At 67.5% G+C, this 20,690-nt stretch carries 23 protein-coding genes; 13 read left to right on the top strand and 10 right to left on the bottom strand.

The window, feature by feature from the left end; genetic code table 11:
- The first annotated feature begins 48 nt into the window (after nt 1–48).
- Complete coding sequence (locus QZM15_RS27780) at nt 49–591, top strand: aspartyl-tRNA synthetase (RefSeq protein ID WP_302107649.1); 543 nt, start codon at nt 49–51, stop codon at nt 589–591.
- A 163-nt stretch (nt 592–754) separates the two neighbouring features.
- Nucleotides 755–1,228: a VOC family protein gene (locus tag QZM15_RS27775; RefSeq protein ID WP_059584167.1), complete on the top strand. Its 474-nt coding sequence runs from the start codon at nt 755–757 to the stop codon at nt 1,226–1,228.
- An 81-nt stretch (nt 1,229–1,309) separates the two neighbouring features.
- Here the strand turns inward: QZM15_RS27775 and QZM15_RS27770 are convergent, their stop codons facing one another.
- Nucleotides 1,310–2,281 (bottom strand): diguanylate cyclase, encoded by a 972-nt coding sequence (locus QZM15_RS27770; RefSeq protein ID WP_302107648.1) that lies wholly within the window; start codon nt 2,279–2,281, stop codon nt 1,310–1,312.
- 259 nt (nt 2,282–2,540) lie between these two features.
- On the opposite strand from QZM15_RS27770, the gene QZM15_RS27765 reads away from it, so the two are divergent.
- Nucleotides 2,541–2,768 carry a hypothetical protein gene (locus tag QZM15_RS27765; protein WP_059638685.1) on the top strand — a complete coding sequence of 76 codons (228 nt, stop codon included), beginning with the start codon at nt 2,541–2,543 and terminating at the stop codon, nt 2,766–2,768.
- A 153-nt stretch (nt 2,769–2,921) separates the two neighbouring features.
- Here the strand turns inward: QZM15_RS27765 and QZM15_RS27760 are convergent, their stop codons facing one another.
- Together QZM15_RS27760 and QZM15_RS27755 are read right to left on the bottom strand one after the other, a co-directional pair.
- Nucleotides 2,922–3,545, bottom strand: a complete 624-nt coding sequence (locus QZM15_RS27760; protein ID WP_059638683.1) for a phospholipase D family protein — start codon at nt 3,543–3,545, stop codon at nt 2,922–2,924.
- A gap of 332 nt (nt 3,546–3,877) precedes the next feature.
- Entirely contained in the window at nt 3,878–4,366 is a 489-nt protein-coding gene (locus tag QZM15_RS27755; protein WP_124657971.1) for a helix-turn-helix domain-containing protein, read from the bottom strand.
- A gap of 187 nt (nt 4,367–4,553) precedes the next feature.
- Here QZM15_RS27755 and QZM15_RS27750 point away from each other — a divergent pair, with 187 nt between their 5' ends.
- Together QZM15_RS27750 and QZM15_RS27745 are read left to right on the top strand one after the other, a co-directional pair.
- Nucleotides 4,554–4,991, top strand: coding sequence for a PaaI family thioesterase (locus QZM15_RS27750; protein WP_006484216.1), 438 nt, complete (start codon nt 4,554–4,556; stop codon nt 4,989–4,991).
- 154 nt (nt 4,992–5,145) lie between these two features.
- The gene (locus tag QZM15_RS27745; protein WP_059584161.1) at nt 5,146–6,198 is read left to right on the top strand and encodes an NADP(H)-dependent aldo-keto reductase; all 1,053 of its coding nucleotides are present in this window, start codon (nt 5,146–5,148) and stop codon (nt 6,196–6,198) included.
- A gap of 92 nt (nt 6,199–6,290) precedes the next feature.
- Here the strand turns inward: QZM15_RS27745 and QZM15_RS27740 are convergent, their stop codons facing one another.
- Nucleotides 6,291–7,577: an MFS transporter gene (locus tag QZM15_RS27740; protein WP_302107647.1), complete on the bottom strand. Its 1,287-nt coding sequence runs from the start codon at nt 7,575–7,577 to the stop codon at nt 6,291–6,293.
- Nucleotides 7,578–7,612: 35 nt separating this feature from the next.
- A complete protein-coding gene (locus QZM15_RS27735; protein WP_302107646.1) occupies nt 7,613–9,034 on the bottom strand; it encodes a M20 family metallopeptidase in 1,422 nt (473 codons plus the stop codon).
- A gap of 162 nt (nt 9,035–9,196) precedes the next feature.
- On the opposite strand from QZM15_RS27735, the gene QZM15_RS27730 reads away from it, so the two are divergent.
- The 4 genes from QZM15_RS27730 to QZM15_RS27715 all read left to right on the top strand — a co-directional run bounded on the left by QZM15_RS27730 (nt 9,197) and on the right by QZM15_RS27715 (nt 12,923).
- The gene (locus QZM15_RS27730; protein ID WP_099316370.1) at nt 9,197–10,150 is read left to right on the top strand and encodes a LysR substrate-binding domain-containing protein; all 954 of its coding nucleotides are present in this window, start codon (nt 9,197–9,199) and stop codon (nt 10,148–10,150) included.
- Nucleotides 10,151–10,214: 64 nt separating this feature from the next.
- A complete protein-coding gene (gene mnmH / locus QZM15_RS27725) occupies nt 10,215–11,345 on the top strand; it encodes a tRNA 2-selenouridine(34) synthase MnmH (protein WP_302107645.1) in 1,131 nt (376 codons plus the stop codon).
- On the top strand, nt 11,342–12,400 hold the full coding sequence (locus QZM15_RS27720; protein WP_059584152.1) for a permease: 1,059 nt from the start codon (nt 11,342–11,344) through the stop codon (nt 12,398–12,400). The genes mnmH and QZM15_RS27720 overlap by 4 nt, the downstream gene beginning before the upstream one ends.
- Nucleotides 12,401–12,500: 100 nt before the next feature.
- Nucleotides 12,501–12,923 carry a hypothetical protein gene (locus QZM15_RS27715; RefSeq protein ID WP_059584150.1) on the top strand — a complete coding sequence of 141 codons (423 nt, stop codon included), beginning with the start codon at nt 12,501–12,503 and terminating at the stop codon, nt 12,921–12,923.
- A gap of 65 nt (nt 12,924–12,988) precedes the next feature.
- On the opposite strand, the gene QZM15_RS27710 is transcribed toward QZM15_RS27715, so the two are convergent.
- Together QZM15_RS27710 and nodI are read right to left on the bottom strand one after the other, a co-directional pair.
- Complete coding sequence (locus tag QZM15_RS27710; protein WP_302107644.1) at nt 12,989–13,822, bottom strand: ABC transporter permease; 834 nt, start codon at nt 13,820–13,822, stop codon at nt 12,989–12,991.
- A gap of 6 nt (nt 13,823–13,828) precedes the next feature.
- Nucleotides 13,829–14,743, bottom strand: a complete 915-nt coding sequence (gene nodI, locus QZM15_RS27705; protein WP_059638668.1) for a nodulation factor ABC transporter ATP-binding protein NodI — start codon at nt 14,741–14,743, stop codon at nt 13,829–13,831.
- 331 nt (nt 14,744–15,074) lie between these two features.
- On the opposite strand from nodI, the gene QZM15_RS27700 reads away from it, so the two are divergent.
- Nucleotides 15,075–15,572: a universal stress protein gene (locus QZM15_RS27700; RefSeq protein WP_302107643.1), complete on the top strand. Its 498-nt coding sequence runs from the start codon at nt 15,075–15,077 to the stop codon at nt 15,570–15,572.
- Nucleotides 15,573–15,659: 87 nt separating this feature from the next.
- Here QZM15_RS27700 and QZM15_RS27695 read toward each other — a convergent pair whose 3' ends face one another.
- Genes QZM15_RS27695 through lexA form a run of 3 tightly spaced genes read right to left on the bottom strand, consistent with a single transcriptional unit; the run spans nt 15,660 to nt 17,414 of the window.
- Nucleotides 15,660–16,376, bottom strand: a complete 717-nt coding sequence (locus tag QZM15_RS27695) for a DUF2939 domain-containing protein (RefSeq protein WP_302107642.1) — start codon at nt 16,374–16,376, stop codon at nt 15,660–15,662.
- Between the two features lie 29 nt (nt 16,377–16,405).
- The gene (locus QZM15_RS27690) at nt 16,406–16,741 is read right to left on the bottom strand and encodes a hypothetical protein (protein WP_006476078.1); all 336 of its coding nucleotides are present in this window, start codon (nt 16,739–16,741) and stop codon (nt 16,406–16,408) included.
- 25 nt (nt 16,742–16,766) lie between these two features.
- The gene (lexA, locus tag QZM15_RS27685) at nt 16,767–17,414 is read right to left on the bottom strand and encodes a transcriptional repressor LexA (RefSeq protein WP_006476077.1); all 648 of its coding nucleotides are present in this window, start codon (nt 17,412–17,414) and stop codon (nt 16,767–16,769) included.
- 264 nt (nt 17,415–17,678) lie between these two features.
- Here lexA and QZM15_RS27680 point away from each other — a divergent pair, with 264 nt between their 5' ends.
- The 3 genes from QZM15_RS27680 (at nt 17,679) to cysW (ending at nt 20,678) form a co-directional block, all read left to right on the top strand.
- A complete protein-coding gene (locus QZM15_RS27680; protein WP_060966071.1) occupies nt 17,679–18,716 on the top strand; it encodes a sulfate ABC transporter substrate-binding protein in 1,038 nt (345 codons plus the stop codon).
- 136 nt (nt 18,717–18,852) lie between these two features.
- Nucleotides 18,853–19,746, top strand: a complete 894-nt coding sequence (gene cysT, locus QZM15_RS27675; protein WP_302107641.1) for a sulfate ABC transporter permease subunit CysT — start codon at nt 18,853–18,855, stop codon at nt 19,744–19,746.
- Nucleotides 19,743–20,678 carry a sulfate ABC transporter permease subunit CysW gene (gene cysW / locus QZM15_RS27670; protein ID WP_302107640.1) on the top strand — a complete coding sequence of 312 codons (936 nt, stop codon included), beginning with the start codon at nt 19,743–19,745 and terminating at the stop codon, nt 20,676–20,678. Before cysT ends, cysW begins: the two co-directional genes overlap by 4 nt.
- Nucleotides 20,679–20,690: the final 12 nt, after the last annotated feature.

Below are 20,690 nucleotides of genomic sequence, written 5' to 3'. Positions count from 1 at the left end.
GCCGGCCGCGTCGATGGGCCGGCGGCCGTCGGCACGAGCGGGCGTGCAATGACCGACGAGCGGAAACCAACGGATTTCGGCCGGCACGTCGATCCCGACGCGGAAACGGTCATCGGCGCGTTGCCGGTCACGCTGGCAGTCGACAGCCGAAGCCTGAAAAGCAGGGCGATCGTGTGTGCGGGGCTGGCCGCGGCGAGCCTGTGCGGTTACGTGGCCGCGCCGGCGCTCTGGCCGGTGGCGGCGCTGGCCGGGTTGCTGGGGCTGGCTAGTGCGGCGTTGTTCGTGTCGTCGCGGCGCAAGCTCGCGCTGCAGATCGACGAGACGGGCTTCCGGCTGATCGGCGCCGCGCGCGAAAAACCCGTCACGCCGTGGCGGGACGTCACCGAATTCCGGATCGTCAGCGTCGCCGGGAATCATTACATCGGCTACCAGTTCTCCGCGCATTCGTCGCGCACGAAGGTGCCGGGTGGCGTGATGCTGCCGATCGCCCGGTTTGCCGATTTTCCGCTCGGCGCGGTGGCCGGGTTGCTTGAAGCGTGCCGTCGTCAGTTCGGCCTGCCGGACGAGCAGGCCGAGCGAACGGGCCGATGACGCCTGAAGCGGCGTTGTCCCGCGCCTCTGTCACTCGAGCAAACAAAAAAATCCCGGGCGCCATGTCGATTTTCGCCGGAGTCGTCCGTCGTAGCATCGGAGGCGTGCGCAACGCGCGTCCGTCCCGATTTTCGATACGACAACCGACTGAAGGAGCGACACCATGCCCACGTCCGTCAAGCCGATCCCGGAAGGGATGCGCACGCTGACCCCGCACCTGATCTGTGCGGGTGCGACCGCAGCCATCGATTTCTACAAGCGCGCGTTCGACGCGACCGAACGATTCCGCCTCGCGATGCCCGACGGCCGGCTCGCGCATGCGTGCCTCGCGATCGGGGATTCGACGCTGATGCTGGTGGATGAGATGCCCGAGCACGGTGCGCTGGGGCCGAAGGCGCTGAAAGGCACGCCCGTCTGCCTGCATCTGTACGTGCCGGACACCGATGCGGCGATCGCGAAGGCGGTGGCAGCCGGCGCGACGGTCACGATTCCGGCCGCGGACATGTTCTGGGGCGATCGTTACGGGCAGGTCGAGGATCCGTTCGGGCATCGCTGGTCGCTGGCGACGCATCAGCGCGATTTGACACCCGAGCAGATCGCGGATGCCATGGCCAGCGCGCCGCCTTGCGGCAGTTGAACCGGCCCGCGTCGAACGACCGTGGGCGAGCGCGCTGCGCGGCGGCGCGATCTCGCCGCGGCCCGCGTGGCGCGTTCGCGGTCATGCGCCGGCCGTCTTGCCGCGCTGCTTGTGTTCGTACATCCGGCGATCGGCCGATGCCAGCAGGTCGGCGACGGTACGATGGTGTGCGGGATCGTAGGCAACGTGCCCGACGCTGAACCGGATCGCGTAGCCGCGTGCGTCGGCGGCGTTGCGCTGCGCGAGCGCCTGCGTGACGCGTTCGACGGGCTCGGCGACGTCGGCCGGATCGGTGGCGCTCAACAGCACGACGAACTCGTCGCCGCCGAGCCGTGCGATGACGTCGCTGTCGCGCAGCGCGCCCGTCAACGTTTCGGCGAACGCCTTGAGCGCGCGGTCGCCTTCGGCATGGCCGAAGCGGTCGTTGATCGCCTTGAAATCGTTCAGGTCGAAGAACAGCAGCACGGCGTGACGGCCGACGCGATCGCACAGCCTCAGCACGTGGCGGGCGAGAAGCTCGAAGCCGCGCCGGTTCGTCAGTTGCGTGAGTTCGTCGGTGGTCGCGAAATGCAGCGCGGCGATCTCGCGCTCGGTCATGTGGGCGAGATCGCCCAGCAGCGCGAGTTCGTCGGGTTCGAGCGAGCGGGGCCGCGTGTCGATCAGGCACAACGTGCCGATGGGGGCGCCGTTCGGTGCGGCGAGCGGCCGGCCGGCGTAGAAGCGGATGCCGGGCGCGCCGGTGACGAGCGGATTGTCGTGGAAGCGGTCGTCGTTCAGCGCGTCCTGGATCACCATCGTATCGGGCGCGAGCAGTGCGTGTGCGCAGAACGACACGTCGCGCGGCGTCTGTGCGGCGTCGAGGCCCGGATGACTTTTGAACCACTGGCGATTCTCGTCGACGAGGCTGACGAGGGCGATCGGGACGTCGAACAGCCGCCGCGCGAGGCGTGTCAGGCGATCGAAACGCTCTTCGGGCGGCGTATCGAGGATCGAAAGCGAATGAAGCGTATCGAGCCGGGCCGCCTCGTCGGCCGATTTCGGTGCGATTTGCATGGGCGTTGCCTCTTGTCCCGGCCGTCGGGCCGGTGATGGGTCGTACGCGGAACAGTATCGCGCATTCGTCGATGCATCGCCACGCTGCATGTTCCGCCACGGCGGTGACCGGGTTCATGAGATTCGGTGTCGATGCCGTGAAAGGCGCGTGTCATCGGCCCGGGTTTCGCCCCGATGCGGAATCGGACACGCGATAACCTCAAGGCGCGCGTCGCCGCGCCGTAAACAGGACAAGTCCAATCGTTCATCCCATCGCACCATGGTTCGAATCCTGTACGCGGGCTATCTCGCGTTCGCGCTGTATTTCCTTTACCCGCTGGTTCAGAACACACTGACATTCAGCACCGATTGCGTGCGCAGTGCGCTGCCGATGGGCGCCCACGGCTTGTCGGCGAATTCGGCGAGCGGTGCGGACGGACATGCGAATCGCTGTGCGTCGAGCGCGCATGCCGGCGTCGCGACTGGCCGGGTGCCGGAGATCCATTGAGCATGGCGGCATCGCGCGTGACGGGCGCTTCGCGCGGCGGTGCACTGGCCATTCGGCCGAATTGAACATCGCGCCGCGCTGGTCGATCATCTGCACCATGGTGGCGGGAACGCGAGCGGACGAGCGCCGCCGGGCGAAAGGGTGTGCGGCGCGTCAGTAGCTGGAGCGGTACGGCGTGCCCTGATCGAAGCGGCTTTGCCAGTGGGTGAGGTAGCGCGACGCGAGTTGCGGGTTGTTCCAGACCACGACGACGTTCTCGGAATTGCGGCTGGCCGCCGACGCACTGTAGTTGAACGAGCCTGTTTCGACGTGCTCGGCGTCGATCACGAGGTACTTGTCGTGATGGATCGCATAGGTGTCGATCGTGCGCGTCGGGATGCCCGCGTTGATGAGCAGGTTCAGTGCCTGCTTGCTGCTCTTTGCGCGGTTGCCCTTGTCGTCGACGACCACCGCGACATTGACGCCGCGGCGCTTGGCGGCAAGCAGTGCACGCGTGACGGGCGGCGACGTGAACGAGTAGGCGGCGACCCGGATCGAACTGCGCGCCGCGCCGATCGCTTTCAGCACGAGCGCCTCGGCGCCGCCGTCGGGCGAGAAGGCCGATTCGACGACCTGCGTCGCGGGGGCTTCATGAGTCGGAGCCGGCAACCATCGCGACACGAGATCGATCGCCTGCTGAAGCAGCGATTCGCTTTGCGTCTTGCCGAAGGCGGCGAAGGGGGTGGCGAGCAGGGAAGCGGCGAGACAGGCGGCAGCGAGGCGATTGCGCGACAACATGTTGGACAGCGAATGATTTCGAGACAGCGGGCCGTGAGTGTAACGCACGCGTGGCGGCCCGGTCACGTACGGATGCGAAGCGACGGGCCACGCGATGATCGGTAGGGGGGGAGAAGGGTGACGCAAAGTTGCGTTGTGCGGTCCGTGTGCGATCGGCAATCAACGGACAGGAGTAGGCCCGACGATTGTGTGCGTTTTGCGTGTACCGTTGCAGAGCACGCGCGTGCGAGCAATGCGCGCGCCCGGTCGGACGGGCGCCCAATCAATGCGGCCCGCGGCTCAGGCGTACGTCTGGCGGGCATGCCGCTCGGGCATCCGCACGCAACGCATCGTCAATCCGCCGCTGCACGCGCCCCGGCTTCGTCGGACGCGATCCAGCCGGGCCCGGGCTCGGGCTGCACGTCGCGAGCGTCGAGTGGTTCGCCGCAGGCCGAGCACACGGTGACCGCGTGCATCAGCTGCCCGCAGGCCCGGTGGCGCAATTGCACCGGCGGCCCGTAGCCGTCGTCCTTCCAGCGATCGCCCCACGCCATCAGCGCGAGCAGGGCCGGGTAGAGGTCGAGGCCCTTTTCCGTCAGCCGGTATTCGAAGCGCGGCGGGCGTTCCTGATACGCGCGCTTGACGAGCACGCCTTCGTCGACGAGCCGCGCGAGCCGTTCGGCCAGCACGTGGCGCGTCAGGCCGAGCTGGGCCTGGAACGCATCGAAGCGGCGGCAGCCGAGGAAGGCGTTGCGCAGGATCAGCATGGTCCAGCGGTCGCCCAGCACGGCGAGCGTGCGGGCGACCGAACAGTTCAGCGTGCCGATGTCATCCCATTTCATCGTCGAGTCTCTTGCCTCTTGCGGCGGTCTTGCGGCGGTTCAGCGAAATAGCGGGTTCGATTATAGAACCCGCCTTCGGTCGCAACGGGCGCAGCCGCGTTGACAACGGCCGGCGTCGTTGACAATAATGAGTTCCAATTTAGAACTTACTCGCGCGGCGACGCGCTTTCAACCCGGAGACAACCCGATGAATCCGCTTTCCCTGTCTGGCCTCGATCTGCTGCGTGCCGCCGTGTCGGGCGACGCGCCCCTCGCGTCGATTTCCGAGACGATCCCGATGCGTCCGCTCGATGTCGAGCTCGGTTACGTGAAGTTCTCGGCGCGGGCGGACGGCCGGCACCTGAATCCGCTGGGCGGCGTGCACGGCGGGTTCGCCGCGACGGTGCTCGATTCGGTCACCGGGTGCGCGGTGCATTCGATGCTCGATGCGGGTGTCGGTTACGGCACCGTCGATCTGCACGTGAAGATGCTGCGGCCCGTGCCGCGCGACGTCGATCTGATCGCGGAAGGGCGGGTGATTCACCTGTCGCGTTCGCTGGGCGTCGCGGAGGGCACGCTGAAGACGCCGGACGACAAGATCGTCGCGCATGCGTCGGCGACCTGCTTCATCCAGCGGCCGCAGTAACGGGGGGCGGCCTCACCTGTGACGGAGCGGGCGAAGGAGCACGGAGCGTGCCGGGCGGCACAGCAGGCCGCTTGTAAGCATGTGCCGCGCCGGTCTGAAGCAGTCGCTCCAATGTGATAGCGTTCCTGCTTTCCACCGACGCGACAGGAACAGCATGGAATACCGCACACTCGGCGATTCGGGTATCGAGGTCAGCCTGATCGGTCTCGGCACGATGACGTGGGGCGAGCAGAATTCGGAGCGCGACGCGCACGAGCAGATCGACTACGCGCTCGGGCAGGGCGTGACGCTGATCGACGCCGCGGAGATGTATCCGGTGCCGCCGAAGCCCGACACGCAAGGCCGCACCGAACAATACATCGGCACCTGGATCGCTCGGCATCGCGCGCAGCGCGATCGCATCGTGCTCGCGACGAAGATCGCGGGGCCGGCGCGGCAGCCGCACAATCCACGCCATATTCGCGGCGAGGGCAACCAGTTCGACCGCAAGAACCTGACCGAAGCGCTCGACGGCAGCCTCAAGCGCCTGCAGACCGACTACGTCGATCTCTACCAGCTGCATTGGCCCGATCGCAGCACGACCACGTTCGGCCGGCCCGCGTATCCGTGGGTCGACGACGCGTACACGGTGCCGATCGAGGAAACGCTCGGCGTGCTCGCGGAATTCGTGAAGGCCGGCAAGGTGCGCGCGATCGGCGTGTCGAACGAAACGCCGTGGGGTGTCGCGCAGTTCCTGCGCGCGGCCGAAAGGCTCGGGCTGCCGCGCATCGCCAGCATCCAGAATCCGTACAGCCTGCTGAACCGCACGTTCGAGAACGGGCTGTCGGAATTCACGCATCGCGACGGCGTCGGTCTGCTCGCGTATTCGCCGCTCGCGTTCGGCTGGCTGTCCGGCAAGTACGAGAACGGCGCGCGTCCGGCCGGCGCGCGCATCACGCTGTTCGAGCGTTTCCAGCGCTACAGCAAGCCGCAGGCCGTCGAGGCGACGTCGCGCTACGTCGCGCTCGCGCGGCGTCACGGGCTGTCGCCCGCGCAACTGGCGCTCGCGTTCGTCAACAGCCGCCCGTTCGTGCGCAGCAACCTGGTCGGCGCGACGTCGCTCGAGCAGTTGAAGGAGAACATCGGCAGCATCGACGTGACGCTGTCCGACGAGATCCTCGCCGAGATCGACGCGTTGCACGAACGGCAGCCGAATCCGGCGCCGTAAGCGGCGCGCGGCCCGCGCGGCAGCGATGCCGCGACGGGCCGCATCGGGCGGTTTCGACGGCGCCGCGCCGCGCCGCGCCGTCGTTGCTCGCGTCAGTGCATCTTCAGCCGCGTGCGTGCGACGAACAGCGCGGCGAGGCTCAGCAGCGCACATCCGATCAGATAGAGCGCCGGCGACAGCCGGTTGCCGGTCGCGCTGATCAGCCAGGTGATGACGAACGGCGCGAAGCCGCCGAACAGCGTGACGCCGGTGTTGTAGCTGACGGCGAGCCCGGTGGCGCGCGTCTGCGACGGGAACAGTTCGGCCATCAGTGCCGGCAGCGCGCCGCAGTACATCGCCTTCAGCGCGCCGATCCAGACCAGTGCGGCGAGCATCGTCGCGAACGACGCGTGGCGCGTGAGCCATGCGAACGTCGGCCACACGGTCACGAGCATCAGCATCGCCGCGACCGCCATCATGCGGATCCGCCCGGTGCGGTCGGACAGATGGCCGACGACCGGCGTGACGAGCGTGAGCACGAAACCGGTCGCGAGCGTCGCCGCGAAGCCGGTCGATGCCGGTAGCCCGAGCTGCTTGATCGCATAGGTCGGCATGTACAGGATCATGTAGTTGATCGCGGTCGAGATCACGAGCACGCCGATCGACAGCAGCAGCCGCACCTTCTGGCCCGCGAACAGCTCGCGCACCGGCGCCTCGGAGCGTGCCTGCGTCTTGAATTCGACGCCTTCGTCGACGTAGCGGCGGATGTACAGCCCGACCGGGCCGATCGCCAGCCCGAACAGGAACGGCACGCGCCAGCCCCAGCTTTCGAGTTGCGCGGAGGTCAGCGTGGCCGTCAGCAGCGCGCCGAAGCCCGACGCGAGCAACGTCGCGAGGCCCTGGCTCGCGAACTGCCAGCTCGACATGAAGCCGCGCCGCTGCGGCGCGTGCTCGACGAGGAATGCGGTCGAACTCGCGAATTCGCCGCCGGCGGAAAAGCCCTGCATCAGCCGCGACAGCATGATCCCGAGCGGCGCGAGAATGCCGATCGATGCGTAGGTCGGCATCAGCGCGATCAGCAGCGTGCCGGCCATCATCATCGCGATCGACAGCAGCAGCGACGCCTTGCGGCCCGCGCGATCCGCGTACGCGCCGAGCACGAAGCCGCCGATCGGCCGGATCAGGTAGGACAGCCCGAACGTGCCGAGGGTCAGCATCAGCGACGTCGCTTCGCTCGTGGCGGGGAAGAACAGCTTGGCGATCGTCACCGCGAAGAAGCCGTAGACGATCAGGTCGAACCATTCGAGCGCGTTGCCGATCGACGCCGCGAAGATGATGCGCCGGATTTGCGCGGCGCTGGGGCGCGCGGCGTCCTGTGAGGTCAGGGTGGTCGTATCCATCGTGTGTGCAGGTCCCGTGAAAGGGGCGAAGCGCGTTACAGGGCGGCGCCGGCCGCGGCGGAGGCTGCGCGGCGAACGGGCGGCGCGTTCTCGCCGAGATCCCAGAAGAGGCCGGCCATCATCTGCAGCCCCTCGCTGACGACGCTCGCGAGCAGGTGCTCGTCGGGCGCGTGCTGCGAGCACGCCGGGTACGAGTGCGGCACCCACAGCGTCGGCAGCCCGAGCGTGTCGGCAAACACCTCGTTCGGCAGCGTGCCGCCGAGATTCGGCAGGATCGCGGGCTTCTTGCCGGTGGTGCGCGCGAGCGACGCGACGGCCCAGCAGACCCACGGATCGTCCGGCGGCACGCGCGTCGCCGGTGCGCCGCGTTCGACGTCGATCTCGATGTCGGCGAAGCCGTGCGCATCGAGATGCGCGCGCAGGTGTGCTTGCAGCGCTTCCCAGTCGGTGCCGACGACGAAGCGCAACTGGCAGTGCGCGTACGCGGCGGGCGGGATCGCGTTGACGGGATGCTCCGGATTGCCGGCCTTGAACGCGAGGATCTCGAACGTGTTCCAGCCGAACACGCGCTCGGCCGCGGACAGGCCGGGCTCGCCCCAGTCGGCGTCGAGCGCCGGGTCGCCGGGGTCGCCGCCGACGGAAAGATCGGCGAGCGCGTCGCGCACCGCGGCCGGGATCGGCGGCGGGCGCAGCCCCGCGACGCGAATCGCGCCGCGCGCGTCGACGAGGCTCGCGAGCGCATGCGCGACCACGATCGCCGGGTTGCGCAGCAGTCCGCCCCAGTTGCCGGAGTGATGCGCGCCGTCGCGGGCGCGCAGGCTCAGCTTGAAGTTGACCGAGCCGCGCGAGCCGAGAAATACCGTCGGGCGCGCGGCGGCGATGCGCGGGCCGTCGGACGCGATCAGCACGTCGGCCGCGAGCGCGTCGCGCTCCTGGCGGCACAGCGCGTCGAGGCCCGGTGACCCGGTTTCCTCGCCCATCTCGATCAGCAGCTTCGCGTTGAAGCCGAGCCGGCCGCCGCGTGCTTCGAGCACGCTCGCCAGCGCGGCCAGGTTGATCGTGTGCTGGCCCTTGTTGTCGGCGCTGCCGCGGCCGTACCAGCGGTCGCCGTCGGCCGTCAGCGTCCACGGCGACAGCGGCGCGCGCCACTGCGCGTCGTAGCCGCGCACGACGTCGCCGTGACCGTAGATCAGCACGGTCGGCAGCGCGTCGCCTTCGTGGCGCGACGCGAGCAGGAACGGCCCGCCGCCAGCGACGGGGTTGTCGACGATCCGCGACGTGAAGCCGAGGCGCGCGGCCTCGGGTGCGATCTCGTCGGTCAGATAGGCGCGCAGCGCGGCTTCGCTGCCGCTTTCCTGGCTTTCGGTGCGCAGGCCGACGCGGCGGCTCAGGGTCGTGAAGAACGCACCGGATTCGAACTGGTTCAGCGCGTGCTGGATGGCGGCGGTACGGCTCAAGTCGGGTCTCCTCGGTCGGGTTCGCCGTGCGCGGGCGCGCAGGCAGCGTGAAGTGCGATCGATTCTAGAAAGCCGGTTTTTTTGTCACAATGATCGAATTTCGAACCTTTCTTTGCCGAAAAGGCAAAGCAGCGCGGCCGGATGCGGCGCGGAGACAGAACGATGGCGGCTTTCCTGCATGGCCTGGCATTGCGATATTTCGTCGAGGTGGCGCGTACCGGGTCGATCAGCGACGCGTCCGCGCGGCTGCACGTGGCCGTATCGGCAATCAGCCGCCAGATCGCGAAGCTGGAGAGCGAGCTCGGCGCGCCGCTGTTCGAGCGGCGGCCGCGCGGGATGGCGTTGTCGGAGGCGGGAGAGCGGTTGCTGGCGTTCGCGCAGCGCAGCCTGCTGGAGGCCGAGCACGTGATGAAGGACATCGGCGGGCTCGACGCGCTGCACGGCAGCCTGCTGAAGATCGCGTGCTCGGAAGGGTTCGCGATCGATTTCCTGCCCGGCGTGCTCGCGAGCTTCAAGGCGCGCCACCCGGGCGTCGATTTCATCGTGTGGGTCGTGTCGCCGGCGGACGCGACCCGGCGCGTGCGCGACGGCGATGCGGACATCGCATTGACCTTCAGCCTCGCGCCGGAGAAGGGCGTGCGCGTCGACCACACCGAGCGCGCGCCGGTCTTTGCGCTGGTCCGGCACGATCATCCGCTCGCGGCGCGCGACGCGGTGTCGCTTGCCGATGTCGCCCGGTACGCGCACGTGCTGCCCGAGGCCGGCACGACGGTGCGGCAGTTGATCGACATCGCGTGCGCGCTCGACGGGCTGCTGCTCGAGCCCGAGCTGACGAGCAACAATACCGCGGCGATGTACGGCTACGCGCGGCGCACGGGCGCGGTGATGTTCACGGGGCTGTTGTCGGTGCGCGACCGCGCCGAGGCGGACGGCTTCGTCGTCGTGCCCGTGACCAACCCGCAACTGCGCGAACGCAGCATCCAGGTGCAGACGATGGCCGGGCGCGATCTGCCCGCGTCGGTGCGCGCGTTCCGCGATCATCTGATCGACGCGATGCAGGCCGCTTCGTCGCCGCCGATCGCCGCGCGAGGCCCGGGACGCCGGCCCGTGAGATAATCGTCAATCCGCCTTCCGCGCCCATGCGGCTTCTCGAGCCGCATCGCCCCTGTTCGACGCCAAATTGAAGAACCTGATTGTCACCCTCGATCGCGCCGGCGAGTTCGACGAGATCATCGACGTGCGCACGCCGCTCGAGTTCGCCGAGGACCATATCCCCGGCGCGCTGAACGCGCCCGTGCTCGGCAACGAAGAGCGCGTGCTCGTCGGCACGATGTACCGGCAGGTGTCGCCGTACGAGGCGACGCGCGTCGGCGCGGCAATGGTGGCGCGCAACATCGCGCGCCATCTCGACACGACGTTCGCTGACCGTCCGCGCAACTGGCGGCCGCTGATCTACTGCTGGCGCGGCGGCAAGCGTTCGGGCTCGATGACGACCTGGTTCAACCTGATCGGCTGGAAGGCGCGCCAGCTCGACGGCGGCTACAAGGCATACCGCCGGTCGGTGTGCGCGACGCTCGATTCGCTGCCTACACGCTTTCGCTACATCGCGCTCGTCGGCCATACGGGCTGCGGCAAGACGCGGCTGCTGAACGCGCTGCGCGACGTGGGCGCGCAGACGCTCGACCTGGAAGCGCTCGCGTGTCATCGCGGCTCGCTGCTCGGCGCGCTGCCGGGCAAGCCGCAGCCGGCGCAGAAGGGCTTCGATTCGGGGCTCGTCGAGGCGCTCGGACGCTTCGACCCCCAATGGCCGGTGTTCGTCGAGTCGGAAAGCCGCAGGATCGGGCTCGTGCAGTTGCCGATCGCGCTGATCGAGGCGTTTCACGCGGGGCCGTGGGTTCAGGTCGAAGCCGCCCACGACGAGCGGATCGCGTTCCTTCTCGACGATTACGCCCATCTGTTCGACGCGCCGGACGCGTTCAAGGCGCAGCTTCACCGGCTGATCGGCCTGCACAGCCGCGAAGAGGTGACGCGCTGGAAGGGGCTGATCGATGTCGGCGCGCGAGCCGAATTGTTCACCGAACTGATCGACAGGCATTACGATCCCGCCTATGCGCGCACTTACCGCGCGACGTACAACAAGCCGAACCGGGTGCTGACGTTCACGTTCCGGCCCAACGCGGCCGACGTGCCCGATCAGGCGCGCACGCTGCTGGCCGAACTCGCGCAAGCCGGGCTGCCCGCATCGGCCGCATTTGCGGCCGGCACGACATCCGAAATCGATAAAAACCACTCGACGACCATCACACGATGACGACCACACGCACCCAACCCAACCCGGCCCTCGGCTGGATGACCTTCCTGCTGATCGCGGTCGCGGGACTGTTCTACGTAAAATGGTTTCCGTACTACAACAAGGCGTTCGTTGCCGCCGAGCACCATTCGATCGGCCAGTCGATCCTGATGGGCACGTCGGCGGCCGCGCCCGAGCCGTCGCTGAAGGCGGCGCTCGACTACGCGTGGGCATACGGCAAGGCGATCTGGCAGGCGATGGTACTGGGCCTGCTGCTCGGCTCGGCCGTGCAGGCGCTGCTGCCCGCGCACTGGGTGGCGCGCGTGCTCGGTCGCACGGGTTTCGGCAGCGTCGCCGCGGGCGGGCTGCTGTCGCTGCCCGGGATGATGTGCACGTGCTGCGCGGCGCCGGTCGTCGCGGGCCTGCGTGCGCGTCATGCGTCGCCGGGCGGCGCGGTCGCGTTCTGGCTCGGCAACACGGTGCTGAACCCGGCGGCGCTGGTGTTCATGGGCTTCGTGCTCGGCTGGCACTGGAGCGCGCTGCGCCTCGTGCTCGGCATCGCGATGGTGTTCGGGATCGGCTATCTGCTGAATCGCGTCGCACGTCCCGAAGACCGCAGCATCGACGATGCGCAGCTTGCCGCGCTGGCGGCCGAACAGGCCGCGGCCGGCAATCCGTTCGTCCGCTGGATGAAGCTGCTCGCACGCATGGCCGTGCGGCTCGTGCCCGAATACATCGTGCTTGTGCTGCTGCTCGGCGCCGCGCGCGCGTGGCTGTTTCCGCATATCGGCCCGGACATCGGCAATCAGCTCGGCTGGATCGTCGCATTCGCGGTCGCGGGCATGTTGTTCGTGATTCCGACGGCCGGCGAGGTGCCGATCATCCAGGCGATGCTGTCGCTCGGCATGGGCGTCGGTCCGGCCGCCGCGCTGCTGATGACGCTGCCGCCGATCAGCGTGCCGTCGCTCGCGATGCTCGCGCGTTCGTTCAAGCCGTACATGCTGGCGATCGTCGCGACGCTCGTCGTCGTATTCGGGATCGTGAGCGGCTTGCTCGCGATCGCGTTCGGGTTCTGACGCGCGCAACGGCGCGCCCGTCGCGCGCCATCGTCGTATTCACCCGGCGCCGCCGCTTCATGCGTGCGGCGCCCTTTACAAGAAGCAAACAGGAAAACGCATGACCCAACCGAAGATTCATCCTCGACTCGAAAAGGCGCTGACGCGCGGCGATCTCGCGATTCGTCAGGCCAATTCCGCGCGGGCGACGGCCGTGCTGCACGCACTCGGCACGATGATCATCGAGGCCTCCGCAACGATCGGTGTCGAGGCCAGCATCGACATTCCGCAGGGCGATCGCATTTACGATCCCGTCAACGGCCTGTGGCCGCAGAAGATGCTGGTGTCGTTCGACGGCCCGGTGGACGAAGCCGACAAGGAAGAGCTGCGCACGGTGTATCTGGTGGCCGACGATCCGGGCACGCAGTTCCGCGTGGAATGGCATCGCGCGGACGGCAAGCTCGGCCGCCACGAAGGCGGCCCGCTCGCGACCGTCGCGTTCCTGACCGACGTCGAAATTCCGTGGAGCGACGACGACGAGTAACGTCGTCGCATTTGGCCGGCGGCCGGCGGCCGGTGCCCGGTGCCCGGTGCCCGACGCGCCGGCCGTCAGCGCATCATCCGCCGCCGGAACAGCCACGCGGACAGCAGGAATCCGCCGACCGCGTAGCCGGCGAGCACCGCGACGTGCAGCGCGATGTCGGTCGCCGGCCGGCCGAGCATCGCAGGCCGGATCAGCTCGACCGCATTCGCGAGCGGCAGCGCCTGCGCCGCATGCTGCGCGATCGGCGGCAACTGCGTGATCGGGAAGAACACGCCCGACAGCAGCAGCATCGGCGTCAGCACGAGCGTCTGATAGAACATGAAGAAATCGTAGGATGGCGCGAGCGCCGTGACGATCATCGCGATGCTGGCGAACGCGAGGCCGGCCAGCGCGATCACCGGCAGCACCGCGAGCATCGACGGAAAGCGTGCATAGCCGAGCACGCCCGCGACGAGCATGATCGCGCCCCCCGACAGCATCGCCTTGCTGGCCGCCCAGACGATTTCGCCGAGCACGATGTCACCGAGCGCGAGCGGCGTATGCATGATCGCTTCCCACGTGCGCTGCACGTGCATCCGCGAGAAACCCGAATACATCGACTCGAAGCTCGCGGACATCATCACGCTCGAGCCGACCGTGCCGGCCGCGAGGAATGCGATATACGACACGCCGTCGACATGGCCGAGCATCAGGCCGAGCCCGAAACCCAGCCCGAACAGATAGATCATCGGATCGGCAAGATTGCCGAACATCGACGCGAGCGCGAGCTTGCGCCACACGAGGTAGTTGCGTCGCCAGACGGCGGCCCAGTTGCCTGCATTGGCCGGCATCGCGATCGCGAAGCGTGATTCGCGCGGCGGGGCCGACGGCGTGGTGGCGGAATAGTTGCGGACGTCCATGGTCGTTCAGTCCTGCATCTCGCGGCCGGTGAGCCGCAGGAACACATCTTCCAGATTGGCCGGGCGATGCAGATAGCGCAACCCCGTGCGGCCCTTGAGGCGCGCGCTGAGCGGTTCGGGGTCGGTCACATAGCAGAACAGCGTCTCGCCGCTGATCTCGGTGCGCTTCGCGAAGGCCGACAACTCGTCGCGCAGCGCGGCCGGATCGGGCCCGTAGATCTCGATCACGTCGCAACCGATCTCCGATGCGATCAGGGCATGCGGCGCGCCTTCGGCGATCTTGCGGCCTTCCTCGATCACGCACAGCCGATCGCACAGACGCTCGGCTTCTTCCATGAAATGCGTGGTGATGAGGATTGTCTTGTCGCGCGCGAGCAGCGAACGCAGCCGCTCCCACATCAGATGCCGCGCCTGCGGATCGAGGCCCGTCGTCGGCTCGTCGAGCACGAGCACGTCGGGATCGTTGACGAGCGCGCGGGCGAGCGTGAGGCGACGCTTCATGCCGCCCGACAACTCGCCCACCTTCGCATCGGCCTTGTTCTCGAGCTTCGCGAATTCGAGCAGCGGCGGCACGAGCGCGCGTGCCGCCTGCGCCGACATCCCGAAATAGCGGCTGAACACGAGCAGGTTTTCCCGGACCGTGAAGTCCGGATCGAGATTGTCGAACTGCGGGACGACGCCGACGCGCTGGCGTGCATGTCGGGCACGCGATGGAACCGGTTCGCCGCACAACGAAATGGTGCCGGCATCGGGATGCGCGAGGCCGAGCAGCATCTTCAGCGTCGTGGTCTTGCCGGCGCCGTTCGGGCCGAGCAGGCCATAGCATTCGCCGGCCTTCACGTGGAAGGACAGGCCGTTGACGACGAGCTTGTCGCCATAGCGTTTTTCGACGTTGCGGAAATCGATCGGTGCGACGGACATGGGCGTCTTGTCGTTGTAAGCGGGCGTGTGCTGCTGCCTGGTGCGTGACTGGTTTCCGAACGGATCGCACGAATCCGTGTCACACGGGCGTGACCGAAGCGCACGATGCCGGCGCGACGCGGCTCGCTGGTGTACGAATGGGCCATTCTAGTGCATCGGCTGCGTCGCTTCAGGGCACGCCCGCCCGGTGCGACGCATGTGCGCACCGATCATGCACCGCATCATCGCGCACGCGCCACGCGGGGCGAATCAGCGTTTTCCATCTCTTGCGTCCTGGATTGCGGCGCACCATGATGAATGCGTCGGCTCGTTGTCGCGATAGGGAGGCTTCATGGCTAGCTACAACAAGATTTTGCTGTGTTACGACGGCACGCTCGAAGGGCGCAAGGCACTACGCTGCGGAGCCAATCTCGCAATGGACCTGAAGGCGGAAACGCATTTGCTGTCGGTCGTCGACATGCGTTCGAGCATTGCGCAAAGCGCCGGCTTGCTGACCGATGTCGCGTGCGGCCGCTTCGAGGAAACCGCGCGCGAAATCCTGCAGGAAGGCGTGAACTGGCTGCGCGAGCGCGGTGTGCAAGCCGAGGGCCATTTCGCCTTCGGTTATCCGATCGACGAAATCGCGAATCTCGCGTCGGAGCTGAAGGTCGACCTCGTCGTCGTCGGCCATCGGTGCCGCAGCGGATTGTCGAGATGGTGGATGGGCTCGGGCAATACGCAACTGCTCGATCGCGTGAACTGCAGCATTCTGGTGGCGTGTTCGTCGGCGGAAGAGCAGAAGGCCGAAATCGCGCGCGAGCGCGAGGCGGCCATGGCGAGCAGCCAATGATCTAAAGACTGGATGGCGACCTGACCGGCGATGGAGGCCGGTCAGGCATCGCGCTGGATCGCCGGAGCGGGCGTCCAGCGCGACCTGCTATGCATGCAGGTCGATCCCGGACAATTTCCACGAGAACAGCCCGAAGCGGTGAAAGATCGCCGCATAGCGCGTGCCGTCGGCGCGGCGCTGATACGTGACGACGAATTCATCGATATTTCGGTAGCCCGCGCTGGTTTGTTGCTGGCGCGGCGCTTGTGTTGCTTCGCTGGGGCTGGCCGGTGCGGCCGGTGCGGCCGGCGCGGGGGCCGGCGACGATGCCGCGGAAGCGGCCGCGTTGCCACCCGGTACGCCGGCACTTGCCGGCGCCGGATGGGCGGGTGGCGCGGCAGGCGCATTGCCCGCCGGTGGCTGATTCGACCAGTCAGGCGGCCGCTCGCCCGGATTGCCGCGCGGCGGCAATCCACTCATCAGCGCGGCGACGCCTTCCGGGGTCGCGTACGCATCGACGAGCGGGCCGATCAGCGCGGACCCGATCAGCGCACCGATCACCGCGAACGGATTGTCCTTCTTTACGGCGTCGACGCGGCGCATCAATTCTTCCGTGACCTGCTGCTTCAGGCTGATGCGCAGCGACGGAAAGTCCACATATTCGCTGATCGCCTGCGCGTCGCGCGCATCGATCGCCGATTTCAGGCGGCCGAGCGCGAGATACGGCGACGCGTACCCATAGCCGAGCGCCGCAATGAAGGCGACGACGACCGCGACGATCAACAGGGGCTTGAGTCGCCATGCACGGCGCGACGAACCAGTCACGTTGCCTCCAGTGCCGGAAGGTTCCGCAATCAGAGACCGCCCGGCGTGGCCGATCGTTCCTCCGCGATGCAGCGATCGATCATCCGGCAGACGGCGTCGATCGTGCCCACCATGATCAGGCGCGAACGACCGTGATAGACGCGCACGGGCGCGCGACGCGCGGGTTCCGCGTGATTCAGGCCAGCGTTCAGCGATACGCGCGCGAACGCGGGGAGCGCTGACGGCAGCAGGGACGCCTGCCGTTCGACTGCGACTTCTTCTTGCACGGGCGCCGCCGCGGACAGCGGAGCGCAGGGCGTGCGGCCGCGCAGATGACGCAGGCGACCGAATTGACGGAAAGGCAGCAGGCGGGCAAGGCGTTCCATGATGTTCTCCTAGCGAGACGGAATGTCAGAGTTCGCCCGAGCGGATCAGCCCGACGGCGATGCCTTCCAGCGCGAAATCCGCGCTGCCGGCCTTGACGAAGATGTTTTCGTAATCCGGGTTCTCCGCGATCAGCTCGAGGCCGCCGGGCCGGCGCATCAGGCGCTTGACCGTGACGTCGTCGCCCAGGCGCGCGACGATGATCTGGCCGTCCTTCGCTTCCGTGCGCTTCTGCACGGCGAGGAGGTCGCCGTCGAGAATGCCGGCGTCGCGCATCGACAGCCCGCGCACCTTCAGCAGGTAGTCGGGCTTGCTGGTGAACAGCGCGGGATCGCACGCGTAGTGCTGCGAGATGTGCTCCTGCGCAAGGATCGGGCTACCGGCCGCGACGCGGCCGACGAGCGGCAGCGACAGTTGCATCAGGCCGGCGTGCGGCAGCGTGAACTGATGCGGGGCGTCGTCGATGCCGAGCAGCCGGATGCCGCGCGATGCGCCCGCGGCCAGCTCGATCACGCCCTTGCGCGCCAGCGCACGCAGGTGCTCCTCGGCCGCATTCGGCGAGCTGAAGCCCAGTTCGGCCGCGATCTCGGCACGGGTGGGCGGGAATCCGGAGCGCTCGATCGCGCGGCGGATCAAGTCGAACACTTGCTGCTGACGGGCGGTGAGTTTGGTCATGGCTCAACTGTATGGATAGACAGTGAGCTGTATTTTTATACAGTACTTCGTGAATTTCAAGTGTTACTTGAGGTTCGACGCGATTGCGTCGATTTCGGCGCGATTTTGCGACGCCCGGACGCCGGTTTGTCCGCCGCAACCGTCCGTCCCGTATGCGTTAGCACTTTTGAGTATTAAAAAATGAGGAAGGATTATTTTTAATCATGTAACCCGTTCGATAGACTGGCCCGACATCGCAATACCGACAACACTGGAGAACCAAGGATGGGCAAGCGCAACACGGGGCTGGTGGGCGGAGTGGGCCGCCTGATCGCAACATTCGCGCTGGGCGCGGCGGCGGCGCTGGGCGTCGCGACGCATGCGCAGGCCGATACGACTTTCCTGAACGTGTCGTACGACCCGACGCGCGAGCTGTATCAGGATTTCAACCAGGCGTTCGGCAAGGAGTGGAAGGCGAAGACGGGCGAAACCGTCAACTTCAAGCAGTCGCACGGCGGTTCGGGCGCGCAGGCGCGCTCGGTGCTCGACGGCCTGCAGGCCGACGTCGTCACGCTGGCGCTGGCGTACGACATCGACGCGCTCGCGAACAAGGGGCTCGTGAACAAGGATTGGCAGAAGCGCCTGCCCGACAACGCGTCGCCGTACACGTCGACGATCGTGTTCCTCGTGCGCAAGGGCAATCCGAAGGGGATCAAGGACTGGGACGACCTGACCAAGCCGGGCATCTCGATCGTCACGCCGAACCCGAAGACGTCCGGCGGCGCGCGCTGGAACTACCTGGCCGCATGGGCGTACGCGCTGCACAAGCCGGGCGGCAACGAGCAGACGGCGAAGGACTTCGTCACGAAGCTCTACAAGAACGCGGGCGTGCTCGATTCCGGCGCGCGGGGCGCGACGACGAGCTTCGTGCAGCGCGGGATCGGCGACGTGCTGATCGCATGGGAGAACGAGGCGTTCCTGTCGGTCAAGGAATTCGGCACCGACAAGTTCGAGATCGTCGTGCCGTCGGTGAGCATCCTGGCCGAGCCGCCTGTCGCGGTGGTCGACAAGGTGGTCGACAAGAAGGGCACGCGCAAGCTGGCGGAGGCGTACCTGAATTACCTGTACAGCCCGCAGGGCCAGGAAATCGCGGCGCGCAACTACTACCGGCCGCGCTCGAAGAACGTGCCGGCTGAACTGACCAGGCAGTTCCCGAAGCTGAAGCTGTACACGGTCGACGACACGTTCGGCGGCTGGACGAATGCACAGAAGACGCATTTCGCGGACGGCGGCGTGTTCGATTCGATCTACAAGCCGCAGTAACGCACGCAGTCACACCATAACGACCAAGCGGCGCGCCACGACAGCGCGCCGCATCCCCGACGGGCCGCCGGCGCGATGCACTGCGCCGGCGTTTGCGTCGGACCCGTGAGCAGCATCGACCCAGCAAGAGCATCCGATGACGACGTACACCTTTCGCAAGCCGAGCGCGCTGCCCGGTTTCGGCGTGACACTCGGCATCACGGTGGCCTATTTGAGCCTCGTGGTGCTGATTCCGCTCGCCGCCACGTTCCTGAAGACCGCGACGCTGTCGTGGGACCAGTTCGTCACCGCCGTCACGTCGCCGCGCGTGCTCGCGTCGTACCGGCTGACGTTTTCGGCCGCGCTCGGCGGCGCGCTGATCAACGCCGTGTTCGGCTTTCTCGTCGCGTGGGTGCTGGTGCGCTACACGTTCCCGTTCAAGCGCCTCGTCGATGCGGTCGTCGACCTGCCGTTCGCGCTGCCGACCTCGGTGGCCGGCATCTCGCTCGCGGCCGTCTACGCGACCAACGGCTGGGTCGGCCAGTATCTCGCGCCGCTCGGCATCAAGATCGCGTTCACGCCGGCCGGCGTGCTGGTCGCGCTGACCTTCATCGGGCTGCCGTTTGTCGTGCGCACCGTGCAGCCGGTGCTCGAGGATTTCGAGCGGGAGCAGGAAGAAGCCGCCGCGTGCCTCGGCGCGTCGCGCTGGCTGACGTTCCGCCGCGTCGTGCTGCCGGCCGTGCTGCCGGCGCTGCTCACCGGTTTCGCGCTCGCGTTCGCGCGCGCGCTCGGCGAATACGGATCGGTGATCTTCATCGCCGGCAACGTGCCGATGAAATCCGAGATCACGTCGCTGCTGATCATCACGAAGCTCGAACAGTATGACTACGCGGGCGCGACCGCGTTGGCGGTCGTCATGCTGGTGGTGTCGTTCCTGATGCTGCTGCTGATCAACACGCTGCAGTGGTATCTGCAGCGCAGGACGAGCAAGGGCGCGAGCAGTCCGGCGCCCGCCACCGTCAACGCCGTCGCGGCAGGAGGCCAGCAATGAGCCAGGAGGCCACCGTCGTGCTGAAAACCCCGTCGTCCGCCGTGCGCGCCACGAAGCGGCTCGACCCCGTCAGCGAGTCGCGCGTCGTGCGCTGGCTGCTCACGGGCATCGCGCTCGCGTTCCTCGCGTTTTTCCTCGTCGTGCCGCTCGCCGCGGTGTTCGTCGAGGCGTTGCGCAAGGGCGTGGGCTTCTATCTCGAATCGCTGGCCGATCCCGATGCGTGGTCGGCGATCAAGCTGACGCTGACCGTCGCCGTGATCGCGGTACCGCTGAACCTCGTGTTCGGCGTGTGCGCATCGTGGGCGATCGCGAAGTTCGAATTCCGCGGCAAGGCGCTGCTGACGACGCTGATCGACCTGCCGTTCTCGGTGTCGCCGGTGATCTCCGGCCTCGTGTACGTGCTGCTGTTCGGCGCGCAGGGCTGGTTCGGGCCGTGGCTGCAGGATCACGACGTGCAGATCATCTTCGCGGTGCCGGGCATCGTGCTCGCGACGATCTTCGTCACGTTCCCGTTCGTCGCGCGCGAGCTGATTCCGCTGATGCAGGCGCAAGGCACCGACGAGGAAGAAGCGGCGCGCGTGCTCGGTGCATCGGGCTGGCAGATCTTCCGCCGCGTGACGCTGCCGAACGTGAAATGGGGCCTGCTGTACGGCGTGATCCTGTGCAATGCGCGCGCGATGGGCGAGTTCGGCGCGGTGTCGGTCGTGTCCGGCCACATCCGCGGCGTGACCGACACGATGCCGCTGCACGTCGAGATTCTGTACAACGAATACAACTTCGCGGCGGCGTTCGCGGTGGCGTCGGTGCTGGCGCTGCTCGCGCTCGTCACGCTCGCGCTGAAGCTGATCGCCGAGCGTCATCTCGCCGCCGAACTGGCCGACGCCGTTCCCACACATGCCGGCCCTGTCGGCGCCGTTTCGTCGAAATCGTAAAGAGGCAACCAG

This window comes from Burkholderia sp. AU44665, from assembly GCF_030504405.1.
Classification (GTDB): Bacteria; Pseudomonadota; Gammaproteobacteria; order Burkholderiales; family Burkholderiaceae; genus Burkholderia; species Burkholderia semiarida.
The sequence above is the reverse complement of the archived record's forward strand: the minus strand, read 5'-3'. Positions and strand labels throughout refer to the sequence as shown.

Bases quoted from the DNA above. Each gene is read 5' to 3' on its own strand.
- QZM15_RS27780 (WP_302107649.1), top strand. From the start codon at position 49: ATGACCGACGAGCGGAAACCAACGGATTTCGGCCGGCACGTCGATCCC.
- QZM15_RS27700 (WP_302107643.1), top strand. From the start codon at position 15,075: ATGGCTAGCTACAACAAGATTTTGCTGTGTTACGACGGCACGCTCGAA.
- lexA (WP_006476077.1), bottom strand. From the start codon at position 17,414: ATGACCAAACTCACCGCCCGTCAGCAGCAAGTGTTCGACTTGATCCGC.
- QZM15_RS27750 (WP_006484216.1), top strand. From the start codon at position 4,554: ATGAATCCGCTTTCCCTGTCTGGCCTCGATCTGCTGCGTGCCGCCGTG.
- QZM15_RS27710 (WP_302107644.1), bottom strand. From the start codon at position 13,822: ATGGACGTCCGCAACTATTCCGCCACCACGCCGTCGGCCCCGCCGCGC.
- QZM15_RS27720 (WP_059584152.1), top strand. From the start codon at position 11,342: ATGACGACCACACGCACCCAACCCAACCCGGCCCTCGGCTGGATGACC.
- QZM15_RS27690 (WP_006476078.1), bottom strand. From the start codon at position 16,741: ATGGAACGCCTTGCCCGCCTGCTGCCTTTCCGTCAATTCGGTCGCCTG.
- QZM15_RS27680 (WP_060966071.1), top strand. From the start codon at position 17,679: ATGGGCAAGCGCAACACGGGGCTGGTGGGCGGAGTGGGCCGCCTGATC.
- QZM15_RS27760 (WP_059638683.1), bottom strand. From the start codon at position 3,545: ATGTTGTCGCGCAATCGCCTCGCTGCCGCCTGTCTCGCCGCTTCCCTG.
- QZM15_RS27715 (WP_059584150.1), top strand. From the start codon at position 12,501: ATGACCCAACCGAAGATTCATCCTCGACTCGAAAAGGCGCTGACGCGC.
- nodI (WP_059638668.1), bottom strand. From the start codon at position 14,743: ATGTCCGTCGCACCGATCGATTTCCGCAACGTCGAAAAACGCTATGGC.
- cysW (WP_302107640.1), top strand. From the start codon at position 19,743: ATGAGCCAGGAGGCCACCGTCGTGCTGAAAACCCCGTCGTCCGCCGTG.
- QZM15_RS27765 (WP_059638685.1), top strand. From the start codon at position 2,541: ATGGTTCGAATCCTGTACGCGGGCTATCTCGCGTTCGCGCTGTATTTC.
- QZM15_RS27740 (WP_302107647.1), bottom strand. From the start codon at position 7,577: ATGGATACGACCACCCTGACCTCACAGGACGCCGCGCGCCCCAGCGCC.
- QZM15_RS27730 (WP_099316370.1), top strand. From the start codon at position 9,197: ATGGCGGCTTTCCTGCATGGCCTGGCATTGCGATATTTCGTCGAGGTG.
- QZM15_RS27775 (WP_059584167.1), top strand. From the start codon at position 755: ATGCCCACGTCCGTCAAGCCGATCCCGGAAGGGATGCGCACGCTGACC.
- QZM15_RS27770 (WP_302107648.1), bottom strand. From the start codon at position 2,281: ATGCAAATCGCACCGAAATCGGCCGACGAGGCGGCCCGGCTCGATACG.
- QZM15_RS27755 (WP_124657971.1), bottom strand. From the start codon at position 4,366: ATGAAATGGGATGACATCGGCACGCTGAACTGTTCGGTCGCCCGCACG.
- QZM15_RS27745 (WP_059584161.1), top strand. From the start codon at position 5,146: ATGGAATACCGCACACTCGGCGATTCGGGTATCGAGGTCAGCCTGATC.
- cysT (WP_302107641.1), top strand. From the start codon at position 18,853: ATGACGACGTACACCTTTCGCAAGCCGAGCGCGCTGCCCGGTTTCGGC.